Raw genomic sequence first — 22,761 nt, forward strand, 5'->3', positions numbered from 1 at the left:
AGGTATTAACCCCGTACTCAGTCGCCAAACTTAAGCGGGGTTTCTTATTTCCAAAACACACATACAAAAAAGTTGATCATCCATTTCTATTTTCAAAATAAATATCCCGCGCCAAATTAGTGCGTAACTGATAATAAATATTACGGCGTTTGATATGTTTGGCCTGATTAACCGGGTCTATTCTTGTTACTTCAATTGAACGCTCGGCACGCTTTTCTTTCATCAACAAATAACCCATAAACCAATCCACGCTGACTTGTGGTAACAACAACTTACTGTCATCACCTAACAGCACTTTACTCACAATCTTGACCGCAATAGCCTCCAAGCGGTCTGCGTTAACCTCAAGCAATTCGGGTTCACGCTTTAACACCTCAATCATTCGGCCAACCTGTGAACGGCTAAAATTATCTAAGGTACTAAACCCATACAAAGTTGATCTATTACGTCTAAAATCGATTTCACACATAGGTGAAGCATCTTTAGCCAAGGCCGCAGCCTTCATCATCAATACACCAGCCTGAGCAACCAACAATGCAACCTTTGGATCGGCGGCTTCTTCCTGCTTCCGCAAAAAATCAGCAAACTCTGGTGAAACATCTTTATTCAATTCGGAATCAGTTTGATTGCACGAAGTAAGTTTATCGAGATAGCTCAAACAACGTGGTGGTTGAAAACCTTGGACAATAGCCGCCGCATAGATACCCGCAACTTCTTGTGAGACTGGTGCATAACTTTCGTGCACCTGTTCTCCCAAAAATCGAGTAAAAGAAACCTTTTCGCCCGTTTTTTCAATAACCCACTTCTCTTTTTTTTCAATCAAACTGTTATCACTTAACTGAGTCATATCATCCCCGCTTACGCATTAATATTTTGCGTTGTTCACGTTCATAATCATCACGGCAATCCGCATCGCAAAAACGTTCAACCGTCGGTGATTCACAATAAAAACAACGTCCAGTTAATGGCGGTAAATTCGGTTTCGTCTTGGCCAATACACTGGTTAAATGCTGTTCAACTATTTTGTTAGCTTCATCAACGTTATCAGTCATAACTAACCAACTGACTTAAGTGATTTGTTCGACAAATAAGGGTAACTACGCTCAAAAACATCCATAGCCGCCTGCGTAGTCCCGCGCGACTCTCGTAATTCGCGGTAAGCTTGCTCAATTTCATGGCGCGTAGGTTCAATACCCAATCGAATTACCGCTATTTGCGCCTCACAATTTTCCTTTGTTAGCGTTGCAGCCAAATCATTAGTGCTTAACGACAACCCATCACTAACGTGATCAACCACCACTGTCACACCGACCATGTTATAAACATCGTTCAAATAACGAATGCGTAACTCAACAGGCATCGCGGCCAATATCGCCTGTTCAACATGAAACAAGCGTTCTGGCACCGCATGCTGCCCTTCGTACTGCCCAAGCCAGCGGAAAATCTTTTGCGCATTTACTCGGGCATCGTTGTAAATATCATCCGAGTAGGTAAACGTAATTCCTTCTTTAGCCAATACCGTCGCCAGCTTTAAGTCATCAACCGCCTGCACTACCGCAGTGGCCAACACCGAACGGCTGACTTTTGGCAACTCAAGCCAGGCATTAATGGCTTTCATCAATAAATTTAATCGTGATACTTGTTTCATGCTTTTTCTCCCTACTAACAACTACAATTAACTTGCTTGCTGAAGCCGAGGTAAATCAGCTTTCAACTTACCCTTTGTCAAACGCTCAATCTGATAAGCCCTAAGCTCTGGCACGTCATCTGGCCATTGCGAAACTGATGCTGGTGAGATGCCTAGTGCTTTCGCAAGATTCGACTTCCCCTTAAAATGATCTACAGCTATTTGCTTTTTCATACGGCCTCAAGTTTAAGTTTTCCTAAATTTTATAAACTTTAAGCTTTAATAAAACCTAAGTCAAATTGATTTAAGATAACTTATATGAAAACACTCGGTGAACGCTCTAAAGAGCGAAGAAAACTAACAAAACTGACTCAGATCCAGCTAAGTAAAAAAGTTGGAGTATCAGGTGTGACCATTTCACAGTGGGAGTCTGGTGACACCGCACCCAAAGGTGAGAATCTTCATAAACTTGCAAGAGCACTTAAATGCACGCCTGATTGGCTATTGTTTGGCAAAGAAATCAAGCCAACCAGCAATGCTGAATGGGCTGGTCCAATGGAAACATGGGACAGTGGTACACCGCTAAGTGATGATGAAGTAGAGATACCATTTTATATGGAAGTAGAATTAGCCGCAGGACACGGTATTGCGGAAGTAAGTGAGTATCACGGGCCTAAATTACGGTTTGCGAAGTCAACACTACGAAAATCAAGTGTAGATCCAACTAATGCTGCTTGCGTGCGAGTGAATGGCAACAGCATGGAACCAGTGTTACCCAACGGTTCAACGGTCGGAGTAGACACATCACAAACCAGCGTAATCGACGGCAAAATGTACGCCATTAATCACGATGGTATGCTACGCATAAAAACATTATATAAGTTACCAGGTGGCGGATTGCGCTTACGCAGCTTTAATACAGACGAATGGCCAGACGAGCGCTGCGAAGGCGATGACCTTAAACAGATTAAGATCATCGGTAAAGTGTTTTGGTATTCCGTATTGCTTTAATATAAACCAACATTATTTTGTCAAAAAGAGGGGCATGCCTTAAAACGTTTCTGCCCCAAAACGTGTCACAGCTCGAAGGCTAGCTCTTGCTTAATCTGATAGTTTGAGATATATAAAGTAATGAATACCCAAAAGTATTACCTGACTATGAGGGGTTTCAAAAATCGTTACGGTGAATCAGACTTGCCTAGTCTGGTTCACGGGCTGAACACCATCATTTCACGTTAGCTTTTGGCTAAAGGGCTCTCTATAGTGTACTTGTAAAAATCGAACACTCAGTAAAATCGGCGTTTATAGTTTATTTTAGAGTTGCTTCCAACATAGCTCTAACATCGTTAGTTTCCCGCAAACGTTTTACGCCAAGCACTTGGGCTAACTTGAAAACGTTGATTAAAATGTTGCCTAAATGACGTTGCAGTCTGAAAACCAACCATTTCAGACACTTTTTCTACAGGAAGTCGTGTACTTTCAAGAAGCTCAAGGCTACGTTGCAGACGAGCATTCACAAGCCATTTTCCAAATGACATACCGGTAGCGTTGTTGAAATGCCGAGTAAAGGTACGGCGACTCATAAATAATTGGTCTGCTAAATCAGCGATGGAATATTGTTTTTCGAGGTTTTCACGTAAATAATCCAGTAACCGATTGACCTCTGCATCTTGAGTTGATTTTGGGATGGGTTGTGCAATAAATTGTGCCTGGCCGCCTTCTCTGTGTGGCGGTACAACTAAGATGCGCGCAACTTTATTCGCTGTTTTTGTCCCATAAAAAGACCTCACAATATACAAGCAACAGTCTAAAGCGGCTGCAGTACCTGCGGAAGTGACTACACGGTCGCTTTCAACATAAAGTGCGTTCGTATTTAGCTTTATATTTGGAAAACGAACAGTAAAATCGTCCTCTGCCATCCAATGAGTTGCCGCTTCTTTTTCATCTAATAGCCCTGAGTAGGCTAATGCGTAAGCACCATAGCAAAGCCCCACGACCGTAGATCCTCTTTCATGAGCTCTAACCAATACTTCAGAAATATTGGAAGCAGGCGGACTTTCTAGGTCATGCCACCCTGGAATGACGACTATATCTGCCAACTCAACGAGTTCTAATCCACCATCAGGCTGAACTGTCATACAATTGTCAGAGTGTTGTGGCTTACCATCAATTGACACGATCTTTAAGTCAAAAATGGGTTTGCCATCTGGCTGCATCGAAAAAACGGCTTGAGGCACAGCGACATGAAACACGCTGAAATGAGGGTAGAGAATCAAAGCGACAGTTGGTACTTGCATGTGCAAAGCGCTCCCAAGTGAATCGTCATATCATTATTTGGCCCAATTGTTTCGATATTTGTCTCTTGGGTCAATATTCCCTCTCGTAAATACCGAAGATAATGTCTCATATTAATCAACCGCCAAAGAGATACATTATGAAAAACAAAGCTATCACCATCCTATTTACCTTAGGGCTTGCAACCATCATAAATAGCACCAATGCATTAGCTGAATCGGCTCCAACGCTGCATTCAGAACCACAGCAGGTTCAGTTTCAGCATATTCGAAATGCAACATCTAAACTCGCTTATGGTGACACAACATTTTTAATCGATCCTATGCTGGCAAAGAAAGATACCTATCCTGGTTTTGCCGGTACTTATCGTAGTGAAATACGTATACCAATGATCGATTTACCCATGTCAGCTAAAGCTGTAATTGACAATGTAGACGCTGTTATTGTCACTCACACACATCTTGATCATTGGGATGATACAGCACAAAGTGTAATTCCTAAAACGATGCCTTTATTTGTTCAAAATGAAGAGGATGCAAATACTATTCGCGCTCAAGGCTTTAAAGATGTGCGTGTGTTAGGCATTAAAACTCAGTTCAATGGTATTCGTTTAACCAAAACAGGTGGGCAGCATGGCACGGATGAAATGTATGCAATCCCAGAGTTAGCTAAATTGTTAGGAGAAGCTATGGGGGTGGTGTTACAAGCAGATAATTACAGTACTGTATATTTTGTCGGTGATACCATTTGGCGTAATGAAGTGGAAAATGTTCTAAATGAATTTAAGCCTGAAGTAGTTGTTCTTAACACGGGTGATGCTCGTTTAGACGGCCTTGAAGGTTCTATTATCATGGGCGAACAGGACACACTTCGAACTATTAAGCATGCACCTCAAGCTAAAATTGTTGCTGTACACATGGATACGGTCAATCACGCAGCATTGACTCGTAAAGAGCTCAGGGAGTTCGTGCAAGAAGAAGGCATTGAAAAACAAGTATTAATTCCTGAAGATGGTGAATCGTTGAAGTTATAAGTATAGCTTCTTGATTAATTAGTCGTGGGTAAGGAACAAAGGGGGGGATAAGTGAGTACTCGAAGTAGTGAGTGAATCACTCTACACCAGACTGATTCACGCCATCCGCTAAAACCCGCCCTATCGCCCCGTTTACAGCTGTTCTGGGGCGATTTTTTCCCTTAAGATGAATCAGATCTCTAGAGAATTGATTCATGACCCTGTTATGCCGATTCCGACTGGTGATATCGAGTGTTGGTTAGTTTGCAACCAAACGAAGCATTATTATTAGAATAGCTAATCCGAATCTGGCTAATAAGAGTGAATTATCTAACAAGGTTTTGTCCAAAAACGAGTTTGGTAGGCCTAATGTAGTGGCCAGTTTTTATTCGCCACTACACTGCCACCGTGGTAAACAATAGACACTATCTCACCCGTTCTAATTGAAGATCTTAACGTTTCAATCACACTCATAAACCCTCCTTAGTTCAATTGTTTATTTATACCTCTCCCAGATGTTCAAATCATTAAAACGAACAAAGCTTAAGAAAAACTAAATTTATCATTGACAGATAACTTAAGTTTACTTAAATTATGTTTAAGAGAACTTACGAGGACGGCAAAATGATACTGACAAACACCCCAACAACAGACAAAGAGCGCATCGAACATGCTCACTTAACCAGTGTTCGTTTTGCCTGCCTGCTGACCACCAAACAAGACCCAATGGAATGCACCCGAGTACAACAGCGCATAGCCAAACTTGAACGCCAGCTAATGACATGCAACCCAAGCCAGCTTTTCAGTAAGCAGTTTGAAAACCAAGCCGGTGAACTGGGTAACGAGTTAGCCCTGCGATACAACTACAACACAGGTCGCATCACCTTATGGCGTAACACACCACTACATCAAACCGGCAAAGTATTTCAGTTAAGAGCAAGCATATGAGCGCCGCAACTGAATATTGCGACCGTGAAATAGCCAAGTGCAAAGACATGATCCGCAACTGGCCCCACGAAGCACCATGCCTTAAGCGCTTAATTAAAGGCTGGCAACGCACTAAGCAGCAGTTACAACCGCCAATCGAACACGATGCTAGGAAGCAAAATGAATACAGAAAGGTGGCATAAATGAAATCGAAAGCAGCTTTTAACCATATTTTAGGCCACTACCGCGCCCAAAAAGTGGGATTGCCAATAAAGATGCATAGTGATGACAAAATTGGAATCGCCATAAAACTTGGCGCACTTGATTGCCTCTACTGGCAAGCATTGGGCAATGGCCTAACAAACTTAGCTAAAGGAATTGGTCGCACGATTATTCATTCTTACAAGTACCACCAAATCAGACTACCTGGTCACCCTATCACGGGCTACCAAGTTAACGGTTACCCAAAGATGGACCTAAAAACGGCTCAAGGCGGTGCAGCATGAACAAAATAACCACAACATTCAGCACTAAACAAGGTGTGGTCACCTTATCAGATCCATTTTTTACGCTTATGCATGACCATCAGCAGATTGAAGTGACATACAAACCAAACAACTACAACGGCTGGGGAGTCTGTAAAACGCTCAACGCGATTGAAGTTAGTGATTTCACCCAAGCCGATGCTGAACTATTTGCCAGCACCGCCGATTCAAAACTACGACTACAAGGGTATGCAGCATGAGTGGATTAATCGTTGATAACTTCGCTGGCGGTGGTGGTGCAAGTACCGGTATTGCATGGGCAATTGGGCGCAGTGTTGACATTGCAATCAATCATGACCCAGATGCAATTGCCATGCATGCCGCCAACCACCCAGACACATTGCATTATTGCGAGTCTGTATTTGATATTGACCCAGTGCAAGCCACTGCAGGTAAGCCGGTTGATTTGGCATGGTTTAGCCCAGACTGTAAGCACTTTTCAAAAGCCAAAGGCTGCAAGCCGGTTAATAAAGAAATACGGGGTCTTGCATGGGTAACTATTCGCTGGGCAATGAAAGTGCGACCAAAAGTCATCATGTTAGAAAACGTTGAAGAATTTAAAACATGGGGACCATTAATTGAATGCCAAAATACTGGTGACATGCGACCAAATCCTGAACTTAAAGGTGAAACGTTCGAAGCATTTGTAAACATGTTAAGCACGGGTATTGATGCTGATCACCCTGCACTCAATGAATGCGTTGACACCCTTGGGCTTGTTAATACCGCCAAACTAATTAAAGGCCTTGGCTATAAAGTTGAATGGCATGAAATGCGTGCATGTGATTTTGGTTCGCCAACCATTCGCAAACGCTTCTTTATGATTGCACGTTGCGATAATCAACCAATCGTATGGCCACAACCAACACACGGCGCACCAAATAGTGAAGGTGTAAAACTAGGTACATTAAAACCCTGGCGAACGGCTGCGGAGTGCATCGATTGGTCAATACCCTGTAAATCAATATTTGGCCGCAAACGCCCATTAGCCGAAAACACAATGAAGCGAATAGCCAAAGGCATTCAAAGATTTGTAATCGACTCAGCCAAACCGTTTAAGGCTCCGGCACAAGCTTTGGTAACTCCGTTCATAACAGAATGCGCTAACGCCAGTGCTCAACGCAACATGCCTGCTGATGAACCGTTAAGGACTATTTGCGCTGAAGTTAAAGGCGGTCACTTTGCGCTAGTCACAAGCCACATGGTCAAAATGCGCGGCACTAACATCGGGTTTGAAATGACTGAACCTGCTCACACCATCACCGCTGGCGGTTTGCACCTAGGCGAAGTGCGAGCGTTCTTCATCAAATACTACGGTAATGAACAAGACGGCGTTGCTTGTAACGAACCGCTGCACACGATTACTACTAATGACCGATTTGGGTTAGTGATCATCAAAGGTGAGCCATACCAAATAGTTGATATTGGACTACGCATGCTTGAACCACATGAGCTATTTGCATGCCAGGGATTTAATTCAGATTACATCATTAGCGATTACAACGGTAAAACTACCAAGAAACAACAAGTCGCACGGGTGGGTAATAGCGTACCACCACAACTTTCAGAGGCCTTGGTAAAAGCCAACCTACCAGAACAATGCACTCAACTAGCAAAAGTCGCCTAAGGGGTTATATGAAGAAGTCAGACGTTATCAAAGAAGCATTAAAACAATGGTATGCCCTTCCGCGCGATCAGGTCGGCTCATGCCAGCATTACATGAAAACACTAGCAGAAAAGCTTAAAAAGGAAGGTCAATAATGAATAATTTAGATCAACAAGAAAATCACACCAATACAGGAATGCAACAAGAGCCATTGTTCCTCAACACTAAAGAAGTCATGGTGCGCTATCGAATCTGCTCTACTGCTACATTATGGAAGTGGCGCAAAAATCTTGGTTTCCCAAACCCAATTCATAATGGGCGATTTTACAACATACAAGCACTTAAAAAGTGGGATGAAGAGCAATTGGCATCTTAAGGCAAAGTATCCAACACCATTACATTCATTTCTCTTTTGGCAGACAGCAGCAGTTTTTCCGTCCACATTTGGTAAGCTGCTGCTTGCTCATCTAGCCAATCATGCTTGTTGTACACCGCCATCACACCGCCAAGGACATGCCCTAGCATTTTTTCTGTTACATGAGGCAATATACCAAGCTCAGAAAGTCTCGTTGAAATAGTTCTTCTGAAATCATGCAGTCTCCAGTCTGGAATATCGACTCTTGGTCTAATTTCTCTGACTAATTTATTCACCGACGCTATACCAACAGGCTTTTTATAATCATTTGGTGCAGGAAAAGTCCATTGAGAGCGATGTAAAGACCATTGCTCTTGAAGCAGCTCTAGTAAAGCGGGGCTTATTGGCCGCCTGATAGGTTGGTTAGTTTTACTGTTAACAACCGGAACAGTCCACACCATGCTGTCTAAATCAAAATCAGCACGACTTGATTTAAGTAGCTCAGACACCCTCGCCCCTGTCATCATGCAAGCCTTTATAGAATTAGTGATGGTTCTGGTTGCTCTTGTTTTATCTAGCTCACGCCAAATCTTCCCGCATTCGAGTACGGTTAACACTCGTGAACCAACTGTGGAAGCAGAGCCAATGTCTGATACTCTAAGCTGTAACACATCAACCGATTTGATTAATTGTCTTCGTACAGACCAATTTAGTATTGTCTTTAACTGCTTTAATATTGCGCCAGAGGTTACTCGACTCACTTTTGATTTTTCATCAAAGAAGTCAATCCATTCTCCAAGTGTAATATCATCAACTAACCTATCATCAAAAGCATCAAACAAATGCACCCGAAAACATGATTGATAAGTGGCAATAGTTCCTGGCTTTAACGAGCTACCTTGTTTAAGTAAAAACTGTTCGCAGCAATATCGGACATTCACTTTGCCTCTTCTGGTATTGCGTTGTTTCCAATACACTCTTGGATCTGTATCATTCGCTAATGCGTTTCTCAGTTCAGGTACAAATTTTCGAGCTTCAGATAATTTAACATCAGGATAGCGACCTAATGTTAAACGTCCAACAGAAGAGCGAAAACGGAAGCGATATTGCCAAGTTACAGTTCCTGCATTGCTAATGCGGACACTTAAACCATCACGGTCAGCAATTTCAGGTTTACCCGTGTATGGTTTTCCGCTTATAGAACGTAACTGTGTGTCAGATAAAGACATTTAAAAAACCTGTGTACAGATTTATTGCTCGATATAACGAGTTTATGACACAAAACCAAATATGTACACACAGGTGTACACGGCACCTAAAGCAGCAGAATAAAACCAACCAAATTAGAATGAAAGGTTTAAAGCAAATTTAACCATGATTTACATGAAGTTAAATGCAAAAATGAGCAAAATTAAATGAAAATAAATCATGAAGAAACGCCTTCACTTTACTGGCACGATTATGAAACATTCGGCGCAAGTCCAGCCAAAGACCGCCCCTGTCAGTTTGCCGGGATCCGCACGGATCTTGAATTAAACATTATCGGCGAGCCCGAAACCTTTTATTGCCAGCTTGCGCCAGATTATTTACCATCACCAGAAGCAATATTAATCACCGGGATCACGCCGCAACTGGCTAATAGTAAAGGTATGCCTGAAGCTGAGTTCATGAAGCGTATTAATGAATTATTCAGCCAACCTAATACCTGTGTTGTCGGCTACAATTCCTTACGCTTTGATGATGAAGTCAGCCGTTATGGTTTTTATCGTAACTTTATCGACCCATATGCACGGGAATGGCAACAGGGGAATTCACGCTGGGACTTAATTGATCTCGTTCGAGCCTGTTATGCGTTTCGTCCTGATGGCATTAGTTGGCCAACAAAGGAAGATGGCTCTCCTAGCTTCAAATTAGAGCAATTAACTGTTGCCAATGGCTTAAGCCATGAAAAAGCCCATGATGCCATGTCTGATGTATACGCAACTATCGCTATGGCTAAATTCATAAAACAACAGCAGCCTAAGTTATATGATTACTATTTTAAGTTACGCCGTAAACAAGCTGTAAGTGATCAAATTGATGTTTTAAAAATGCAGCCTTTGGTGCATGTGAGTTCTAAAATTAGCGCGCTCAATGGCTGCACCACATTAATTGCCCCTGTGACTTTTCATCCGACCAATAAAAATGCCGTTATTTGTATCAATTTATCCATGGATATCTCACCTTTATTGACATTAACGGCTGAAGAAATTCAAGCTAGAATGTATACTTCACGTGCAGATTTAGCACCCGATGAACTGCCTATCCCTATTAAACAAATCCACATTAATAAGTGTCCGTTTATTGGCTCTGCCAAGTTATTAGATGATGATGTAGCACTGCGGTTAAATGTGGATAAAGCCTTTGCCCGAGAGCAATATAAACGCTTAAAACAATCAAGCGATATTCGTGAAAAATTAAATGCCATATTTGAAATAGAATCAGATAGGCCAGCGATAACTAACCCTGACTTAATGCTCTACAGTGGCGGTTTTTTCAGCCATGCAGATAAAACCAAAATAGACATAGTGAGTCATACTCAACCACACAATTTAGCCGCATTGGAATTGCAGTTTGATGACCCTCGTATTAATACCATGCTGTTTCGTTATCGAGCCCGTAATTACCCACAAACATTAAGTCACCTAGAAAGCCTTAAGTGGCGAGAATACTGCCAGGAGCAGTTAATGGATGCCGATTATGTGATGCGACTCGAAAACTTAGTTGAAGAAACCAGCGACAATGAGCACAAACAAAAGCTATTAAAAGCCCTATATCAATACTTACAATCACTTTAGTTTACATATATTAGTCATAAACTTAAGTTCAAATATGATATTTTTTATTTAAAGGATAAGGGAAAATGCAAAATCGATTCATAGACAGTATCAATCAACTGCCAAAGCCACTGGCGACAGCTTTAGTGCCATTATTGAATGCTAATTTTGGTGGTCATATTGATGCCAATCAAGTGTCGAATTTAATGACCGCAAGCCAGTTAAACGAACAAGACCTTTTAATGGCGTTGTTACCCATAGCCGCATCATTAGCAAGTCCAAGCCTTAGCCAATTTTATGTTGGCGCAATTGTAAAAGGCAGCAGTGGCGATATTTATATGGGGGCAAACTTGGAGTTACCAGGTGAAGCACTTTTTCATACCGTTCATGCTGAGCAAAGTGCTATAAGCCATGCATGGCTGTGTGGTGAAACCCATATAATAGACATCGTAGTGAATTTCAGTCCTTGTGGCCATTGCCGTCAATTCATCAATGAACTTGTTGATGGCAGTAAAATCAATATCCACTTACCCGGTCAAGCAGCTGCACCATTAAGCCATTATTTACCGTATGCATTTGGCCCAGCAGACTTGAATGTGACTCGCCCATTATTGTCAAAAAGTCATATTGAATTTGCATTAGAGTCAAATGACCCGACAATTATTGAAGGGTTAGAGCAAGCGGGATTAAGTTACTCGCCTTACACTAACTGTCACGCTGCGGTCGTATTAGAAACCCAAGACGGCGCCACTTTTTGCGGTCGATACGCCGAGAACGCAGCATTTAATCCATCAATGCAGCCAATGCAGATGGCATTATCAAACCTGATAAGACACAACAGAGATTATAGCGAAATTAAACGTGCGGTATTAGTTGAGTCATCTAAAGGCATGATAAGCCTTGTAGGGGCAGCTATGGATGCGCTACATACTGTTGCGGCAGTAGAATTAGAACACATTGTAGTCGAGCCAACGGACATCTAGTAAAAACCTAGTGCCATAAAAAAGGACTGCATCATAGCAGTCCTTTTTTGTTTATGTATTTCAATAGACTATTAACGATTTTTTTCTAGACGTGCTAATAAACTTGAAGTATCCCATCGATTACCTTTCATCGCTTGAACGTCAGCGTAGAATTGATCAACCAGTGCAGTCACAGGCAGAGTCGATCCATTACGACGAGCTTCATCAAGTGCTATACCTAAGTCTTTACGCATCCAGTCAATAGCAAACCCAAAGTTATACTCGCCTTGCCACATGGTTTTATAGCGATTTTCCATTTGCCAGCTTTGTGCGGCTCCCTGGCTGATCACCTCTATCACTTTTAAACCATCAAGGCCGGCACTTTTGGCAAAGTGTAATCCTTCTGCCAACCCTTGAACCACACCAGCGATACAAATTTGATTGACCATTTTAGTTAATTGTCCAGAACCAACCGGCCCTAATAACTCAGCACAGCGACTATAAGCAGCAATAACAGGTTTAACGGCATCAAAAGTAGCCTGTTCGCCACCGATCATAACGGTGAGCATGCCCTTTTCAGCCCCTGCTTGACCGCCTGAAATAGGTGCATCTAAGAAGGCAATATCTTTGGCAGCTAACACTGCAAAAATTTCACGGGCAACGTCAGCGGATGCTGTGGTGTGGTCAACTAAAATAGTGCCAGCATGCATACCATGAATAGCACCCTGCTCACCTAAAACAACCTGACGTAAATCATCGTCATTACCCACACAGGTAAAGACAATATCCTGACCCATTGAAGCAGCTTTAGGTGTCGGAGCAGATTTACCTTGGTAAGTTTGGGTCCATAAATCTGATTTAGCTTGCGTACGATTGTACACAGTCACCTCATGCCCCTGGCTCACTAAATGACCTGCCATGGGAAACCCCATCACACCCAAACCTAAAAATGCAACCTTAGCCATAACTTCTCCGATATGTAATTAATATTTACTCAACGATTGGTTTTACGTGAGCTTCCATCTCTGCACCAATGCGTTTACGCATGTCCATTAACCGTAATGCTGAATCGCGTAAACGAATGTCATCCTCGGTCTTGGGGATCCACTCAGGTACATCTGTCGGTTTACCAGCATCATCAACCGCAACCATAATCACAATGCAATGGGTTGTTAAATGACGTTCTGAATATTTTGGGTCACCCGCTTTAACATCAATCGCCACATGCATAGATGTTGTTCCAGTGTAGATAATTTTACCGGTCACTTCGACTATGTTACCCACATGAATAGGTTTAACAAAACGAATACCACCGGCGTATACAGTAATACAATACTTTCCGCTCCAACCTGCAGCAGATGCGTAAGCGGCTAAATCGATCCACTTCATTACCGCACCGCCATGAACTTTGCCGCCAAAATTCACATCAGCAGGCTCAGCTAAAAAACGTAATGTCAGCTGTCTGTCTATACCGGCCATATATTTAATCCTCTAAAATGTATTTTGTCAGTTTACGCTAAATAAACTAGGCAAAGGAATGGTTAATTAGCCATATTAAGATTTATCATACAAAAAAGGGAAGACATCATCTTCCCTTTATATAAATACCATTCGCAAGTGAATTAGATTTTCTTAAATAACAGTGAAGCGTTGGTGCCACCAAATCCAAATGAATTACATAAAGCGTAATCAAATTGATATTTACGTGAGGTATGGGCAACAAAATCTAAATCACAACCCTCATCAGGATTATCTAGATTGATTGTTGGTGGGATATGTTGATCTTGTAGAGCCAGTAAGGTAATAATCGCTTCAACTGACCCCGCAGCGCCTAGCAAATGACCCGTCATTGATTTAGTGGAGCTGACTAGCAAATCATAGGCATGTGCACCAAATACCGACTTAACCGCCGCAGCTTCAGCTTTATCTCCGGCTGGTGTAGAAGTGCCGTGCGCATTAATATAACCAATCGACTCTTTAGTAATACCAGCATCACTAATCGCATTCACCATAGCTGCGGCGGCACCTGCACCATCTGCAGGAGGAGATGTCATGTGAAACGCATCTCCGCTCATGCCAAAGCCGACTAGTTCGCCGTAAATTTTTGCACCACGAGCATTGGCGTGTTCATACTCTTCCATCACTAACACACCGGCACCATCACCAATAACAAAACCATCACGGTCTTTATCCCATGGGCGACTGGCGGCTTGATAGTCATCGTTACGAGTAGATAAGGCTTTAGCTGAGCCAAAGCCGGCAACAGCTAATGGGCTAGTAACATCTTCAGCTCCGCCAGCAACCATTACATCTGCATCACCATAAGCAATAGTGCGCGCTGCAAAGCCAATGTTGTGAACACCTGTTGTACAAGCCGTCGTGACAGCGAAATTAGGACCGGTCATGCCATACATAATTGATAAATGACCTGAAATCATATTAATAATAGTACTAGGCACATAAAATGGTGAAACTTTACGAGGTCCGCCTTTGAGTAATGCGCTATGATTTTGCTCTATTAAATGCATTCCACCCATACCAGAACCTATTGCGGTGCCTACACGCTCTGGTCGCTCTAGGCTCATGTCTAAGCCAGAGTCCTTCATGGCTTGAATTCCTGCCGCCATGCCGTATTGGATAAATAGATCCATTTTACGGGCATCTTTTTTAGTTAAATATTGTTCAACATCAAAGTTTTTAACTGAGCCACTAAAGCGAGTACTGAATTCTGTAGCATCAAATTTAGTAATAGGCTCAATACCACTTTGACCAGCAAGTAACGCTTTCCAGGATGATTCGACATCATTACCCACTGGAGTCACTAATCCTAGACCTGTAATAACAACTCGACGTTTAGACATGATTTTCACCTTTTATTCTGAATGTACAATGCCAATGAGTCTAGCAACGGCGATTAACCGGAAGGAGAAATATAAAGAGAGGTTAACCTACTAGAACAGGCGTTTTATATGAATAGCTAAGACTGCTTACTTTTTCTTGGAGTGCCAGAAACAAAAAAAGACGACAATAAATGCCGCCTTTCTCTGTGAATTTTGGATTACTGATTCTTAGAAACGTAATCGATCGCTGCTTGAACAGTAGTGATCTTTTCAGCTTCTTCATCAGGGATCTCGGTATCAAACTCTTCTTCTAGAGCCATAACCAATTCAACTGTGTCCAGAGAATCGGCACCTAAATCGTCCACGAAAGAAGCAGCAGATTTAACGTCTTCTTCTTTAACACCTAGTTGCTCAATAATGATTTTCTTTACACGTTCTTCGATGTTGCTCATTAGTTCTCTTTCCTATTCAAATTACGCACTTGCGTAAGATTGCGAGTAGTTTATTCGATTTAGATAACATTGCAAGCTTAGATTTTGTGGTCTAACCACAAAAAAAATCTGCCCTGCTTCTAACTCTGACTCAAATGAAGGTAGTTTCCTACCAATCGTCCTTAAACCATGTACATTCCGCCATTCACATGCAATGTTTCACCTGTGATGTAAGCGGCTGAATCTGAGGCCAAAAACAATACTGCATTGGCAATTTCTTGCGCTTGCCCTAAACGTTCCATCGGAACTTGCGACATAATAGCCTGTTGCTGCTCTGGTGTCAGCTCATCTGTCATATCAGTCTGAATAAATCCAGGTGAAACAGCATTAACTGTTATTTGACGAGATGCAACCTCTCTTGCAAGAGATTTAGTAAATCCTATTAAACCGGCTTTAGCGGCAGAGTAATTGACTTGGCCAGCATTACCCATAGTACCAACAACAGATCCGATACTGATGATACGCCCAAAACGCTTTTTCATCATAGATCGCATCACAGGCTTAGACAATTTAAATAATGAAGTTAAATTAGTGTCAATGATATCTTGCCACTCATCATCTTTCATTCTCATTAATAAATTATCACGTGTAATACCTGCATTATTCACGAGAATATCAACATCGCCAGCTTTTTCTTTAATTTGGCTAAATAAATGCGCCACAGATTCGCTATCTGTGACATTCAGCACAAGACCTAAACCTTTGTCGCCTAGATACTCTTGAATCGCTGCAGCGCCTTTCTCACTGGTTGCTGTACCAATGACAACCGCGCCAGCTTGTACTAATGTTTCTGCAATTGCACGTCCAATACCGCGGCTTGCACCCGTGACAAGTGCCACTTTACCTTCTAAATTAAAGCTAATACTCATTATTATTCCTTACTCAGTTAATGCAGCAAATGATGCAACATCATTGACTGCTTGGGCTGAAACAGATTTATTAATTCTTTTTGTCAAACCAGTTAATACTTTACCCGGTCCCATTTCAACTAATTCAGTGACACCTTTTTCGGCCATATAATTCACGGTATCGCTCCAACGAACCGGGCAATACAACTGGCGTACTAACGCATCTTTTATATCTTCGCCAAGTGTAGGCATTGCCACATCAACATTATTAATGACATTAATTACCGGGACTGAAAATGAAATATCAGCTAAGGCCTGAGCTAGTTTATCTGCCGCAGGCTTCATCAGGGCACAATGAGATGGCACGCTTACTGGCAATGCTACAACCATTTTAGCGCCAGCCGCTTTACACGCAGCTGCTGCGCGTTCGACGGCGTTTTTCTCTCCGGCTATAACGACCTGTCCTGGGCTGTTGTAGTTAACAGGACTGACCACATCTCCTTGTGCTGAGGCTTCACATGCTGTTGCAATTGCATCATCGTCTAGACCAATGATGGCGTACATAGCACCGGTTCCTGCAGGAACGGCTTGTTGCATTAATTGACCACGAAGTTCTACTAACTTAACCGCGTCTGTAAATTGCATAACACCTGCACACACAAGTGCTGAATATTCACCTAAACTATGACCAGCAAGATAAGCTGGCATGGCTTTACCGCTAGCTTGATAAGCACGCCAAATAGCCACACTTGCGGTAAGTAATGCTGGCTGGGTTTTATCCGTTTCATTTAATGATTCTGCTGGTCCGTCTTTTACAAGCGCCCATAAATCATAGCCAAGTACCTGTGAAGCCTCGGCAAATGTTTGTGCAACCACATCATGTTCTTGGGCTAAGTCAGCTAACATACCGACAGCTTGTGAACCTTGACCCGGAAATACAAAAGCCACATTTTCCATTGTTAATTACCTGTATTAAATTAAAGAAATTAGAAGCGAACTAACGCACTGCCCCAAGCAAATCCTGCTCCAAAGGCTTCTAAAAGTAATAATTGACCTCGTTGAATTCGACCATCTCGTACCGCTTCATCTAGCGCAATCGGCACAGATGCGGCAGAGGTATTACCATGCCTTGCTAAAGTTAAAACGACTTTATCTAAACTCATGTTCAATTTTTTAGCGGTCGCATTAATAATTCTAAAATTAGCTTGATGTGGGACTAACCAATCAATTTCAGATTTATCGATATTATTAATTCGCAGTGTTTCAGTCACTACATTTGATAGTTGAGTAACCGCCACTTTAAATACATCGTTGCCCTTCATTGTCATATAACCGACCGCTTCTGAGGATTCATTAGCGCGTGGAGGGAATGAGCATTTCAACAAATCACCCTGGCTGCCATCTGCGTAGATATGAGTATTAATAATTCCAGGGGTATCGCTAACGCCAATCACGACAGCACCGGCACCATCACCGAATAAAATAACCGTTGAACGATCGTCAGGTCCACACATGCGTGATAATACATCAGCGCCAATAACTAACACTTTTTTAGCCGCGCCAGTTTTAACAAATTGGTCTGCTACGGATAACGCGTAAACAAACCCTGAACACGCAGCGGCAATATCAAAAGCAGGGATTTGTTTAACACCTAACATGGCTTGAATTTCGCAAGCTGCGGCAGGAAAAGCATTGGGGGCACTCGTGGTACCACACACAATCATGTCAAGATCAGTCGCTTCGATACCCGCCATCTCAAGCGCTTTAAGTGCAGCTTGATAACCCATAGTCGACACGGACTCATCAGAGGCTGCTATACGGCGTTCTGAGATGCCTGTTCGATCCATAATCCATTGATCACTGGTGTCGACCATTTTTTCTAAATCTTGATTACTGCGCACTTGCACAGGCAGATAACTACCTGTTCCGAGAATTTTTGTATGCATATGATGTGATCAGCTATTGATGTCTAAAAGAATCGACTCCAAACGATCATTGATCATTTCAGGAAGACGACGTTTCGCTTCAGTTGCTGCTAAATTAATGGCTTGTAGATAGGCAGCTTCATCAGCGTTTCCATGACTCTTTACTACTATTCCGCGCAATCCTATCAGACTTGCACCGTTATAGTGGTCGGGGTTCATCTTACTGAGTACAGCTTGTATGCGTGGCGCGATGAGTTTGGATAATAAACGAACAAATATACCGCTATTTAAACCACGTTTTAACTGGTGAACTAAAAGCTTGGCAATACCTTCTGAGGTTTTTAAAGTAATGTTGCCGACAAAACCGTCGCACACTATTACATCTAAATTGCCGGTGTAGATTTCATCACCTTCGACGAAACCAACATAATTGAGTTGATCTGTGTGTTGCAGAAGACGTCCGGCTTGTTGTACTTGATCGTTACCTTTAATCTCTTCTATGCCGACATTTAATAAAGCCACTTTAGGACGAGATTTTTTATGCACCGCTTCGCACAACACCGAGCCCATAACCGCAAACTGAAATAAGGTTTCTGAATCACATGCGACATTAGCGCCTAAGTCTAACAAATAAACGGGCTTACCCGTTACCGTCGGTAAACACGACACTAGAGCCGGCCGGTCAATGCCAGGTAGGGTTTTCAACAGCACTTTTGCCATTGCCATTAACGCACCAGTATTGCCTGCACTAATACAAGCTTCAGCTTTTCCATCTCTGACTTGTTCTAGGGCAACGCGCATTGAACTATTTTTACGAGTACGTAAAGCATGTACAGGTCTATCATCCATAGTCACTACTTCTGTAGTATGGATTCGTTCAATTCGAGATAAAATAGCTGGGTCAGCTAGAGAGAGAAATGGTTCAATTTCAGCTTGATTGCCGATAAGAATAATATGTATAGAGGAATTAGATTTAAGTGCCTGCAAGGCTGCAGGCACTGTGACGTGGGGACCATGATCACCCCCCATCGCATCTAACGCGAGCGTCAGATTCGTCATTAGGTCGTCAACAAATTACTTGTTGATAACCTTTACACCGCGGTAAAAACCATCAGCAGTCACATTGTGACGTAGATGTAATTCACCGCTAGTTGCGTCTACAGATAATTGAGCAGTGCTCAATGAATCATGTGAACGGCGCATTCCGCGCTTTGAACGAGATTTTTTATTCTGTTGTACAGCCATTTGACTTGTCTCCTACGATTACTTGCTCTTCAGTTTTTGTAACACTGCAAACGGATTTGGACGCTCCTCATGAGCGGGGTCGATCTCGCCTACAACTATATCTTTCGATCCCAAACTGCAATCAGAATCTTCATGCACTGGGATAATCGGCATAGCGACTATCAATTCATCTTCAATCAATTGATGCAGACGTACTTCACCAATATCATTACACTCAATTGGGTCATACGCATCCGGGAGCTCATCGATTTCTGTTTCATTCTTACAAGGACTGAAACAAAACTCGACCGTAACCTCAGTAGTATATTGTGTCATGCAACGTTGACATAGCAGAGTGAGCTCCGTCACAGCCTTCCCGCGAAGGTAGACTATCCCCTGTAAGTCGACACCACATTCCAACGACACAACTACGTCGGAACAGTCGCCGGCACATAACTCATTTAATCGCTTATTCAGCTTACCAGGAACTATGCCATTATAACGAAGGCTGCTACTGGCGGCGCGAAAAGGATCAATTGAAACCGGTATCTTTACTGTTTGCATAAGGCGCGCATATTATAGTTTGAAAACGTTGGAGTCAAAGAAAATTTCTGCAAAATGCACTAAAATCTACCCTAAGATATATTCAAGCTCTCTATCACTACCAACATTAAATTTGAATGATAGCAAATTTTACCCAACAGTCCCTGCATACACAAGCATTTGCAGCGATATTTACCGCATATTAACGATTAATGGTAAACTTTGTGCTATCAAAGACTGATTAGATAAGAAATCATGCCTATAAAGTTAATTTTAGCCTCGACATCCGTTTACCGTCAGCAACTATTATCTAAATTAAATTATCCATTTACTGCTATTAACCCCAATATTGATGAATCACCACTAACAGATGAAACAGCAATACAGTTGGTTGAGCGTCTAGCACGGCAAAAAGCATTGGCGGGCAGTGCATTAATCGCTGCGGACACATCATCACAACACAATAAGCATAGCAATATCGTTATTGGCTCTGATCAAGTGGCACTTATAAATGGTGACATAGTGGGTAAACCCCACACGGCTGAAAATGCGATTAAGCAACTCACTCAAGCTTCAGGTCAAGCGATAACCTTTTATACTGGACTTGCGGTTTATTGCGCTGATACCAAAGTAATGCACAGTTGTGTTGAACCTTTTACGGTTCACTTCAGACAGTTAACAGAGGCTCAAATTCGCTATTACGTAAATACAGAACAGCCGCTTTACTGCGCTGGTAGTTTCAAAAGTGAGGGATTAGGCATTGCACTGTTTGACAAGCTTGAAGGCGACGATCCCAATACACTTATTGGCTTACCACTCATAAAGCTTATTGATTTATTAGCATTGCAAGGTATTGATGTATTGGCATAGCCACCTTACCCATTAGACCAGATTTATTTACCTTTAATTTAATGCCTAACACATTAGATTAAAGGTAATGAACTAATTCAGCGACACTATCGACAATGGCTAATGGATTGGCTGTTTGCAGTTGTTCAACCAAATTAGCACCATAACTTACTCCAATAGCGGCTACGCCGGCATTATTAGCCATATGCAAATCATGAACCGAATCCCCAATCATCACAGCTCGATAGGCGGGCACATTAAAATGTGCAAGCAGAGAATCAATCATCATAGGATCAGGTTTACTTTTCATTTCGTCAGCACAACGACTCGCAGCAAAATAATGCCCCATACCACTGAGCGCTAATACCCTGTCCAAGCCCGGGCGGCCTTTACCTGTGGCAATCGCTAATGTGTAACCATGGATAAAAAGCTGCTTTAATAACAGTTCACTACCCTCGAATAATGGGCTAACTGTATTAGCTGATAAGAAATGGTGTCTATAACGACTAACAATATCTTCATGCAGATGAACTAAATCAATGAATAAAATATTCAGTATTTTGGGTAATGAAAGGCCTATCAAGTCGCGAATAGCACGTTCACTTGGCACCTCAATACTAAGATCATGAGCCGCGGCTTGCATGCAGCTCACAATGGCCCCGATGGAATCCATTAAGGTGCCATCCCAATCAAAAATAACTAAATCATATTTATGTTGCAACGCCATTTCATTCACTTTTTCAGTTATCACAACCAATATTAAATCTTGTTCAGTTTTTCTAGCGTTTTTAACAACACATCATCCAACGGCGCACTAACCTGCATTGTGGTATCGGTTTCAGGATGGGTAAACTTCAATTCTGCTGCATGTAAAAATAAGCGGTTTAAACCTATAGCACGCATGCTGTCGTCAAATTTTTGCTCGCTATACTTATCATCGCAGGCAATAGCATGACCAGCAAATTGACAGTGAACTCGGATCTGATGAGTTCGACCCGTCACTGGGCTTGCTTTTACTAACGTTGCGCCGTCAAAGCGCTGCATAATCCGGTATCGCGTTTCGCATTCCTTTCCTTCCGGATTGACCCTCACTATACGCTCACCAGATTTTAAGGTAATTTTTAACAAGGGAGCTTTTATGACTTTGTCTTTTGCCTGCCAATCGCCACGTACTAATGCTAAATAATCTTTTTGCATTGTTTTGCTGCGTAGCTGCTCATGTAGGTGTTTTAACGCGCTGCGTTTTTTAGCCACCAATAAGACCCCTGAGGTATCTTTATCTAAGCGATGTACCAGCTCTAAAAACTTTTGTTGAGGTCGTAGCGAACGCAAACCTTCGATCACACCGTAATCAACCCCACTGCCACCATGTACAGCGATTCCAGCGGGTTTATTCAATACGATAAGAAACTTATCTTCATGAATAATTCGCTCTTCTAACTGAGAGACTCTGGATAAATTAGGTGACGGTGCTGTACGATTATCTTTTTCTGCCACTCTAACCGGCGGAATACGAACAACATCATCTATTTGAAGTTTATACTCAGGTTTAATTCGCTTCTTATTAACTCTGACCTCACCTTTTCGCACGATTCGATAAATCATGCTTTTAGGAACGCCTTTAAGCTTAGTTAATAGAAAATTATCAATTCGTTGTTCAACATTATCTTCGTCTATGGTGACGAAGTGAACTTGGGGGGTAGTTTCAGTATTCATGATGCGCCAATTTGTGAGAACGTCGCTATTGTAGCTTATTTCAATAAAACTTGGCTATCACAAGCGCAGGGCAATCATACTCTCTTATATAAATGCTGCTTTATAAACCAAGACGGTATGCATGAACGGCGTATAAAGGAACAAGAAGTGGCCGCATTCGAAGAAAAAGTGAGATAAGTA

At 42.2% G+C, this 22,761-nt stretch carries 30 protein-coding genes; 12 read left to right on the forward strand and 18 right to left on the reverse strand.

Annotated features, from left to right (window positions below):
• Positions 1–76: 76 nt before the first annotated feature.
• The 4 genes from FJ709_RS11275 to FJ709_RS11290 are packed head-to-tail and all read right to left on the reverse strand — an operon-like array spanning position 77 to position 1,861.
• Positions 77–847, reverse strand: coding sequence for a hypothetical protein (locus FJ709_RS11275; RefSeq protein WP_226410160.1), 771 nt, complete (start codon positions 845–847; stop codon positions 77–79).
• Position 848: 1 nt separating this feature from the next.
• On the reverse strand, positions 849–1,052 hold the full coding sequence (locus FJ709_RS11280) for a hypothetical protein (RefSeq protein WP_226410161.1): 204 nt from the start codon (positions 1,050–1,052) through the stop codon (positions 849–851).
• 2 nt (positions 1,053–1,054) lie between these two features.
• The gene (locus FJ709_RS11285; protein WP_226410162.1) at positions 1,055–1,648 is read right to left on the reverse strand and encodes a toxin YdaT family protein; all 594 of its coding nucleotides are present in this window, start codon (positions 1,646–1,648) and stop codon (positions 1,055–1,057) included.
• A gap of 27 nt (positions 1,649–1,675) precedes the next feature.
• Positions 1,676–1,861, reverse strand: coding sequence for a Cro/CI family transcriptional regulator (locus FJ709_RS11290; RefSeq protein WP_226410163.1), 186 nt, complete (start codon positions 1,859–1,861; stop codon positions 1,676–1,678).
• Positions 1,862–1,945: 84 nt separating this feature from the next.
• On the opposite strand from FJ709_RS11290, the gene FJ709_RS11295 reads away from it, so the two are divergent.
• A complete protein-coding gene (locus FJ709_RS11295; RefSeq protein WP_226410164.1) occupies positions 1,946–2,638 on the forward strand; it encodes a S24 family peptidase in 693 nt (230 codons plus the stop codon).
• Between the two features lie 335 nt (positions 2,639–2,973).
• Here the strand turns inward: FJ709_RS11295 and FJ709_RS11300 are convergent, their stop codons facing one another.
• Positions 2,974–3,924 (reverse strand): GlxA family transcriptional regulator, encoded by a 951-nt coding sequence (locus tag FJ709_RS11300; protein ID WP_226410165.1) that lies wholly within the window; start codon positions 3,922–3,924, stop codon positions 2,974–2,976.
• 137 nt (positions 3,925–4,061) lie between these two features.
• On the opposite strand from FJ709_RS11300, the gene FJ709_RS11305 reads away from it, so the two are divergent.
• The 8 genes from FJ709_RS11305 to FJ709_RS11335 all read left to right on the forward strand — a co-directional run bounded on the left by FJ709_RS11305 (position 4,062) and on the right by FJ709_RS11335 (position 8,388).
• Positions 4,062–4,955, forward strand: a complete 894-nt coding sequence (locus FJ709_RS11305) for an MBL fold metallo-hydrolase (protein WP_226410166.1) — start codon at positions 4,062–4,064, stop codon at positions 4,953–4,955.
• Between the two features lie 603 nt (positions 4,956–5,558).
• On the forward strand, positions 5,559–5,882 hold the full coding sequence (locus tag FJ709_RS11310; RefSeq protein ID WP_226410167.1) for a hypothetical protein: 324 nt from the start codon (positions 5,559–5,561) through the stop codon (positions 5,880–5,882).
• Positions 5,879–6,064 (forward strand): hypothetical protein, encoded by a 186-nt coding sequence (locus tag FJ709_RS11315; RefSeq protein WP_226410168.1) that lies wholly within the window; start codon positions 5,879–5,881, stop codon positions 6,062–6,064. Before FJ709_RS11310 ends, FJ709_RS11315 begins: the two co-directional genes overlap by 4 nt.
• Positions 6,065–6,367, forward strand: a complete 303-nt coding sequence (locus tag FJ709_RS11320; protein WP_226410169.1) for a hypothetical protein — start codon at positions 6,065–6,067, stop codon at positions 6,365–6,367.
• A complete protein-coding gene (locus tag FJ709_RS11325) occupies positions 6,364–6,606 on the forward strand; it encodes a hypothetical protein (RefSeq protein ID WP_226410170.1) in 243 nt (80 codons plus the stop codon). The genes FJ709_RS11320 and FJ709_RS11325 overlap by 4 nt, the downstream gene beginning before the upstream one ends.
• Positions 6,603–8,033, forward strand: a complete 1,431-nt coding sequence (locus tag FJ709_RS11330; protein ID WP_226410171.1) for a DNA cytosine methyltransferase — start codon at positions 6,603–6,605, stop codon at positions 8,031–8,033. The genes FJ709_RS11325 and FJ709_RS11330 overlap by 4 nt, the downstream gene beginning before the upstream one ends.
• 8 nt (positions 8,034–8,041) lie before the next feature.
• A complete protein-coding gene (locus FJ709_RS19605) occupies positions 8,042–8,167 on the forward strand; it encodes a hypothetical protein (protein WP_259395480.1) in 126 nt (41 codons plus the stop codon).
• Positions 8,167–8,388, forward strand: a complete 222-nt coding sequence (locus FJ709_RS11335; RefSeq protein ID WP_226410172.1) for a hypothetical protein — start codon at positions 8,167–8,169, stop codon at positions 8,386–8,388. The genes FJ709_RS19605 and FJ709_RS11335 overlap by 1 nt, the downstream gene beginning before the upstream one ends.
• Here the strand turns inward: FJ709_RS11335 and FJ709_RS11340 are convergent.
• On the reverse strand, positions 8,385–9,596 hold the full coding sequence (locus tag FJ709_RS11340; RefSeq protein ID WP_226410173.1) for a tyrosine-type recombinase/integrase: 1,212 nt from the start codon (positions 9,594–9,596) through the stop codon (positions 8,385–8,387). The two genes, FJ709_RS11335 and FJ709_RS11340, sit on opposite strands and share 4 nt — an antisense overlap.
• A gap of 186 nt (positions 9,597–9,782) precedes the next feature.
• Here FJ709_RS11340 and sbcB point away from each other — a divergent pair, with 186 nt between their 5' ends.
• A complete protein-coding gene (gene sbcB, locus FJ709_RS11345) occupies positions 9,783–11,204 on the forward strand; it encodes an exodeoxyribonuclease I (protein WP_226410174.1) in 1,422 nt (473 codons plus the stop codon).
• Positions 11,205–11,269: 65 nt separating this feature from the next.
• Positions 11,270–12,166, forward strand: coding sequence for a cytidine deaminase (gene cdd, locus FJ709_RS11350; RefSeq protein ID WP_226410175.1), 897 nt, complete (start codon positions 11,270–11,272; stop codon positions 12,164–12,166).
• 71 nt (positions 12,167–12,237) lie between these two features.
• Here cdd and FJ709_RS11355 read toward each other — a convergent pair whose 3' ends face one another.
• The 10 genes from FJ709_RS11355 to yceD all read right to left on the reverse strand — a co-directional run bounded on the left by FJ709_RS11355 (position 12,238) and on the right by yceD (position 20,037).
• Entirely contained in the window at positions 12,238–13,110 is an 873-nt protein-coding gene (locus FJ709_RS11355) for an NAD(P)-dependent oxidoreductase (RefSeq protein ID WP_226410176.1), read from the reverse strand.
• 25 nt (positions 13,111–13,135) lie between these two features.
• Positions 13,136–13,624: an acyl-CoA thioesterase gene (locus FJ709_RS11360; protein ID WP_226410177.1), complete on the reverse strand. Its 489-nt coding sequence runs from the start codon at positions 13,622–13,624 to the stop codon at positions 13,136–13,138.
• Positions 13,625–13,767: 143 nt separating this feature from the next.
• Positions 13,768–15,006: a beta-ketoacyl-ACP synthase II gene (fabF, locus tag FJ709_RS11365; RefSeq protein ID WP_226410178.1), complete on the reverse strand. Its 1,239-nt coding sequence runs from the start codon at positions 15,004–15,006 to the stop codon at positions 13,768–13,770.
• 197 nt (positions 15,007–15,203) lie between these two features.
• Positions 15,204–15,437: an acyl carrier protein gene (gene acpP, locus FJ709_RS11370; protein ID WP_011496723.1), complete on the reverse strand. Its 234-nt coding sequence runs from the start codon at positions 15,435–15,437 to the stop codon at positions 15,204–15,206.
• Between the two features lie 161 nt (positions 15,438–15,598).
• On the reverse strand, positions 15,599–16,345 hold the full coding sequence (fabG, locus tag FJ709_RS11375; protein WP_226410179.1) for a 3-oxoacyl-ACP reductase FabG: 747 nt from the start codon (positions 16,343–16,345) through the stop codon (positions 15,599–15,601).
• Between the two features lie 9 nt (positions 16,346–16,354).
• Positions 16,355–17,281, reverse strand: coding sequence for an ACP S-malonyltransferase (gene fabD / locus FJ709_RS11380; RefSeq protein WP_226410180.1), 927 nt, complete (start codon positions 17,279–17,281; stop codon positions 16,355–16,357).
• A gap of 29 nt (positions 17,282–17,310) precedes the next feature.
• Positions 17,311–18,270 carry a beta-ketoacyl-ACP synthase III gene (locus FJ709_RS11385; RefSeq protein WP_226410181.1) on the reverse strand — a complete coding sequence of 320 codons (960 nt, stop codon included), beginning with the start codon at positions 18,268–18,270 and terminating at the stop codon, positions 17,311–17,313.
• A 9-nt stretch (positions 18,271–18,279) separates the two neighbouring features.
• Positions 18,280–19,308, reverse strand: coding sequence for a phosphate acyltransferase PlsX (gene plsX, locus FJ709_RS11390; protein WP_226410182.1), 1,029 nt, complete (start codon positions 19,306–19,308; stop codon positions 18,280–18,282).
• A 15-nt stretch (positions 19,309–19,323) separates the two neighbouring features.
• A complete protein-coding gene (gene rpmF, locus FJ709_RS11395; protein WP_226410183.1) occupies positions 19,324–19,494 on the reverse strand; it encodes a 50S ribosomal protein L32 in 171 nt (56 codons plus the stop codon).
• 18 nt (positions 19,495–19,512) lie between these two features.
• Positions 19,513–20,037: a 23S rRNA accumulation protein YceD gene (yceD, locus tag FJ709_RS11400; protein WP_226410184.1), complete on the reverse strand. Its 525-nt coding sequence runs from the start codon at positions 20,035–20,037 to the stop codon at positions 19,513–19,515.
• A gap of 234 nt (positions 20,038–20,271) precedes the next feature.
• Here yceD and FJ709_RS11405 point away from each other — a divergent pair, with 234 nt between their 5' ends.
• The gene (locus FJ709_RS11405) at positions 20,272–20,886 is read left to right on the forward strand and encodes a Maf family protein (RefSeq protein WP_226410185.1); all 615 of its coding nucleotides are present in this window, start codon (positions 20,272–20,274) and stop codon (positions 20,884–20,886) included.
• Between the two features lie 58 nt (positions 20,887–20,944).
• Here the strand turns inward: FJ709_RS11405 and FJ709_RS11410 are convergent, their stop codons facing one another.
• Complete coding sequence (locus FJ709_RS11410; RefSeq protein WP_226410186.1) at positions 20,945–21,592, reverse strand: HAD-IA family hydrolase; 648 nt, start codon at positions 21,590–21,592, stop codon at positions 20,945–20,947.
• 32 nt (positions 21,593–21,624) lie between these two features.
• Positions 21,625–22,581, reverse strand: a complete 957-nt coding sequence (gene rluC / locus FJ709_RS11415; protein WP_226410187.1) for a 23S rRNA pseudouridine(955/2504/2580) synthase RluC — start codon at positions 22,579–22,581, stop codon at positions 21,625–21,627.
• Between the last annotated feature and the right edge of the window lie 180 nt (positions 22,582–22,761).

Origin of the sequence: Shewanella glacialimarina (assembly GCF_020511155.1) — a bacterium.
In the GTDB taxonomy this organism is placed as follows: domain Bacteria; phylum Pseudomonadota; class Gammaproteobacteria; order Enterobacterales; family Shewanellaceae; genus Shewanella; species Shewanella glacialimarina.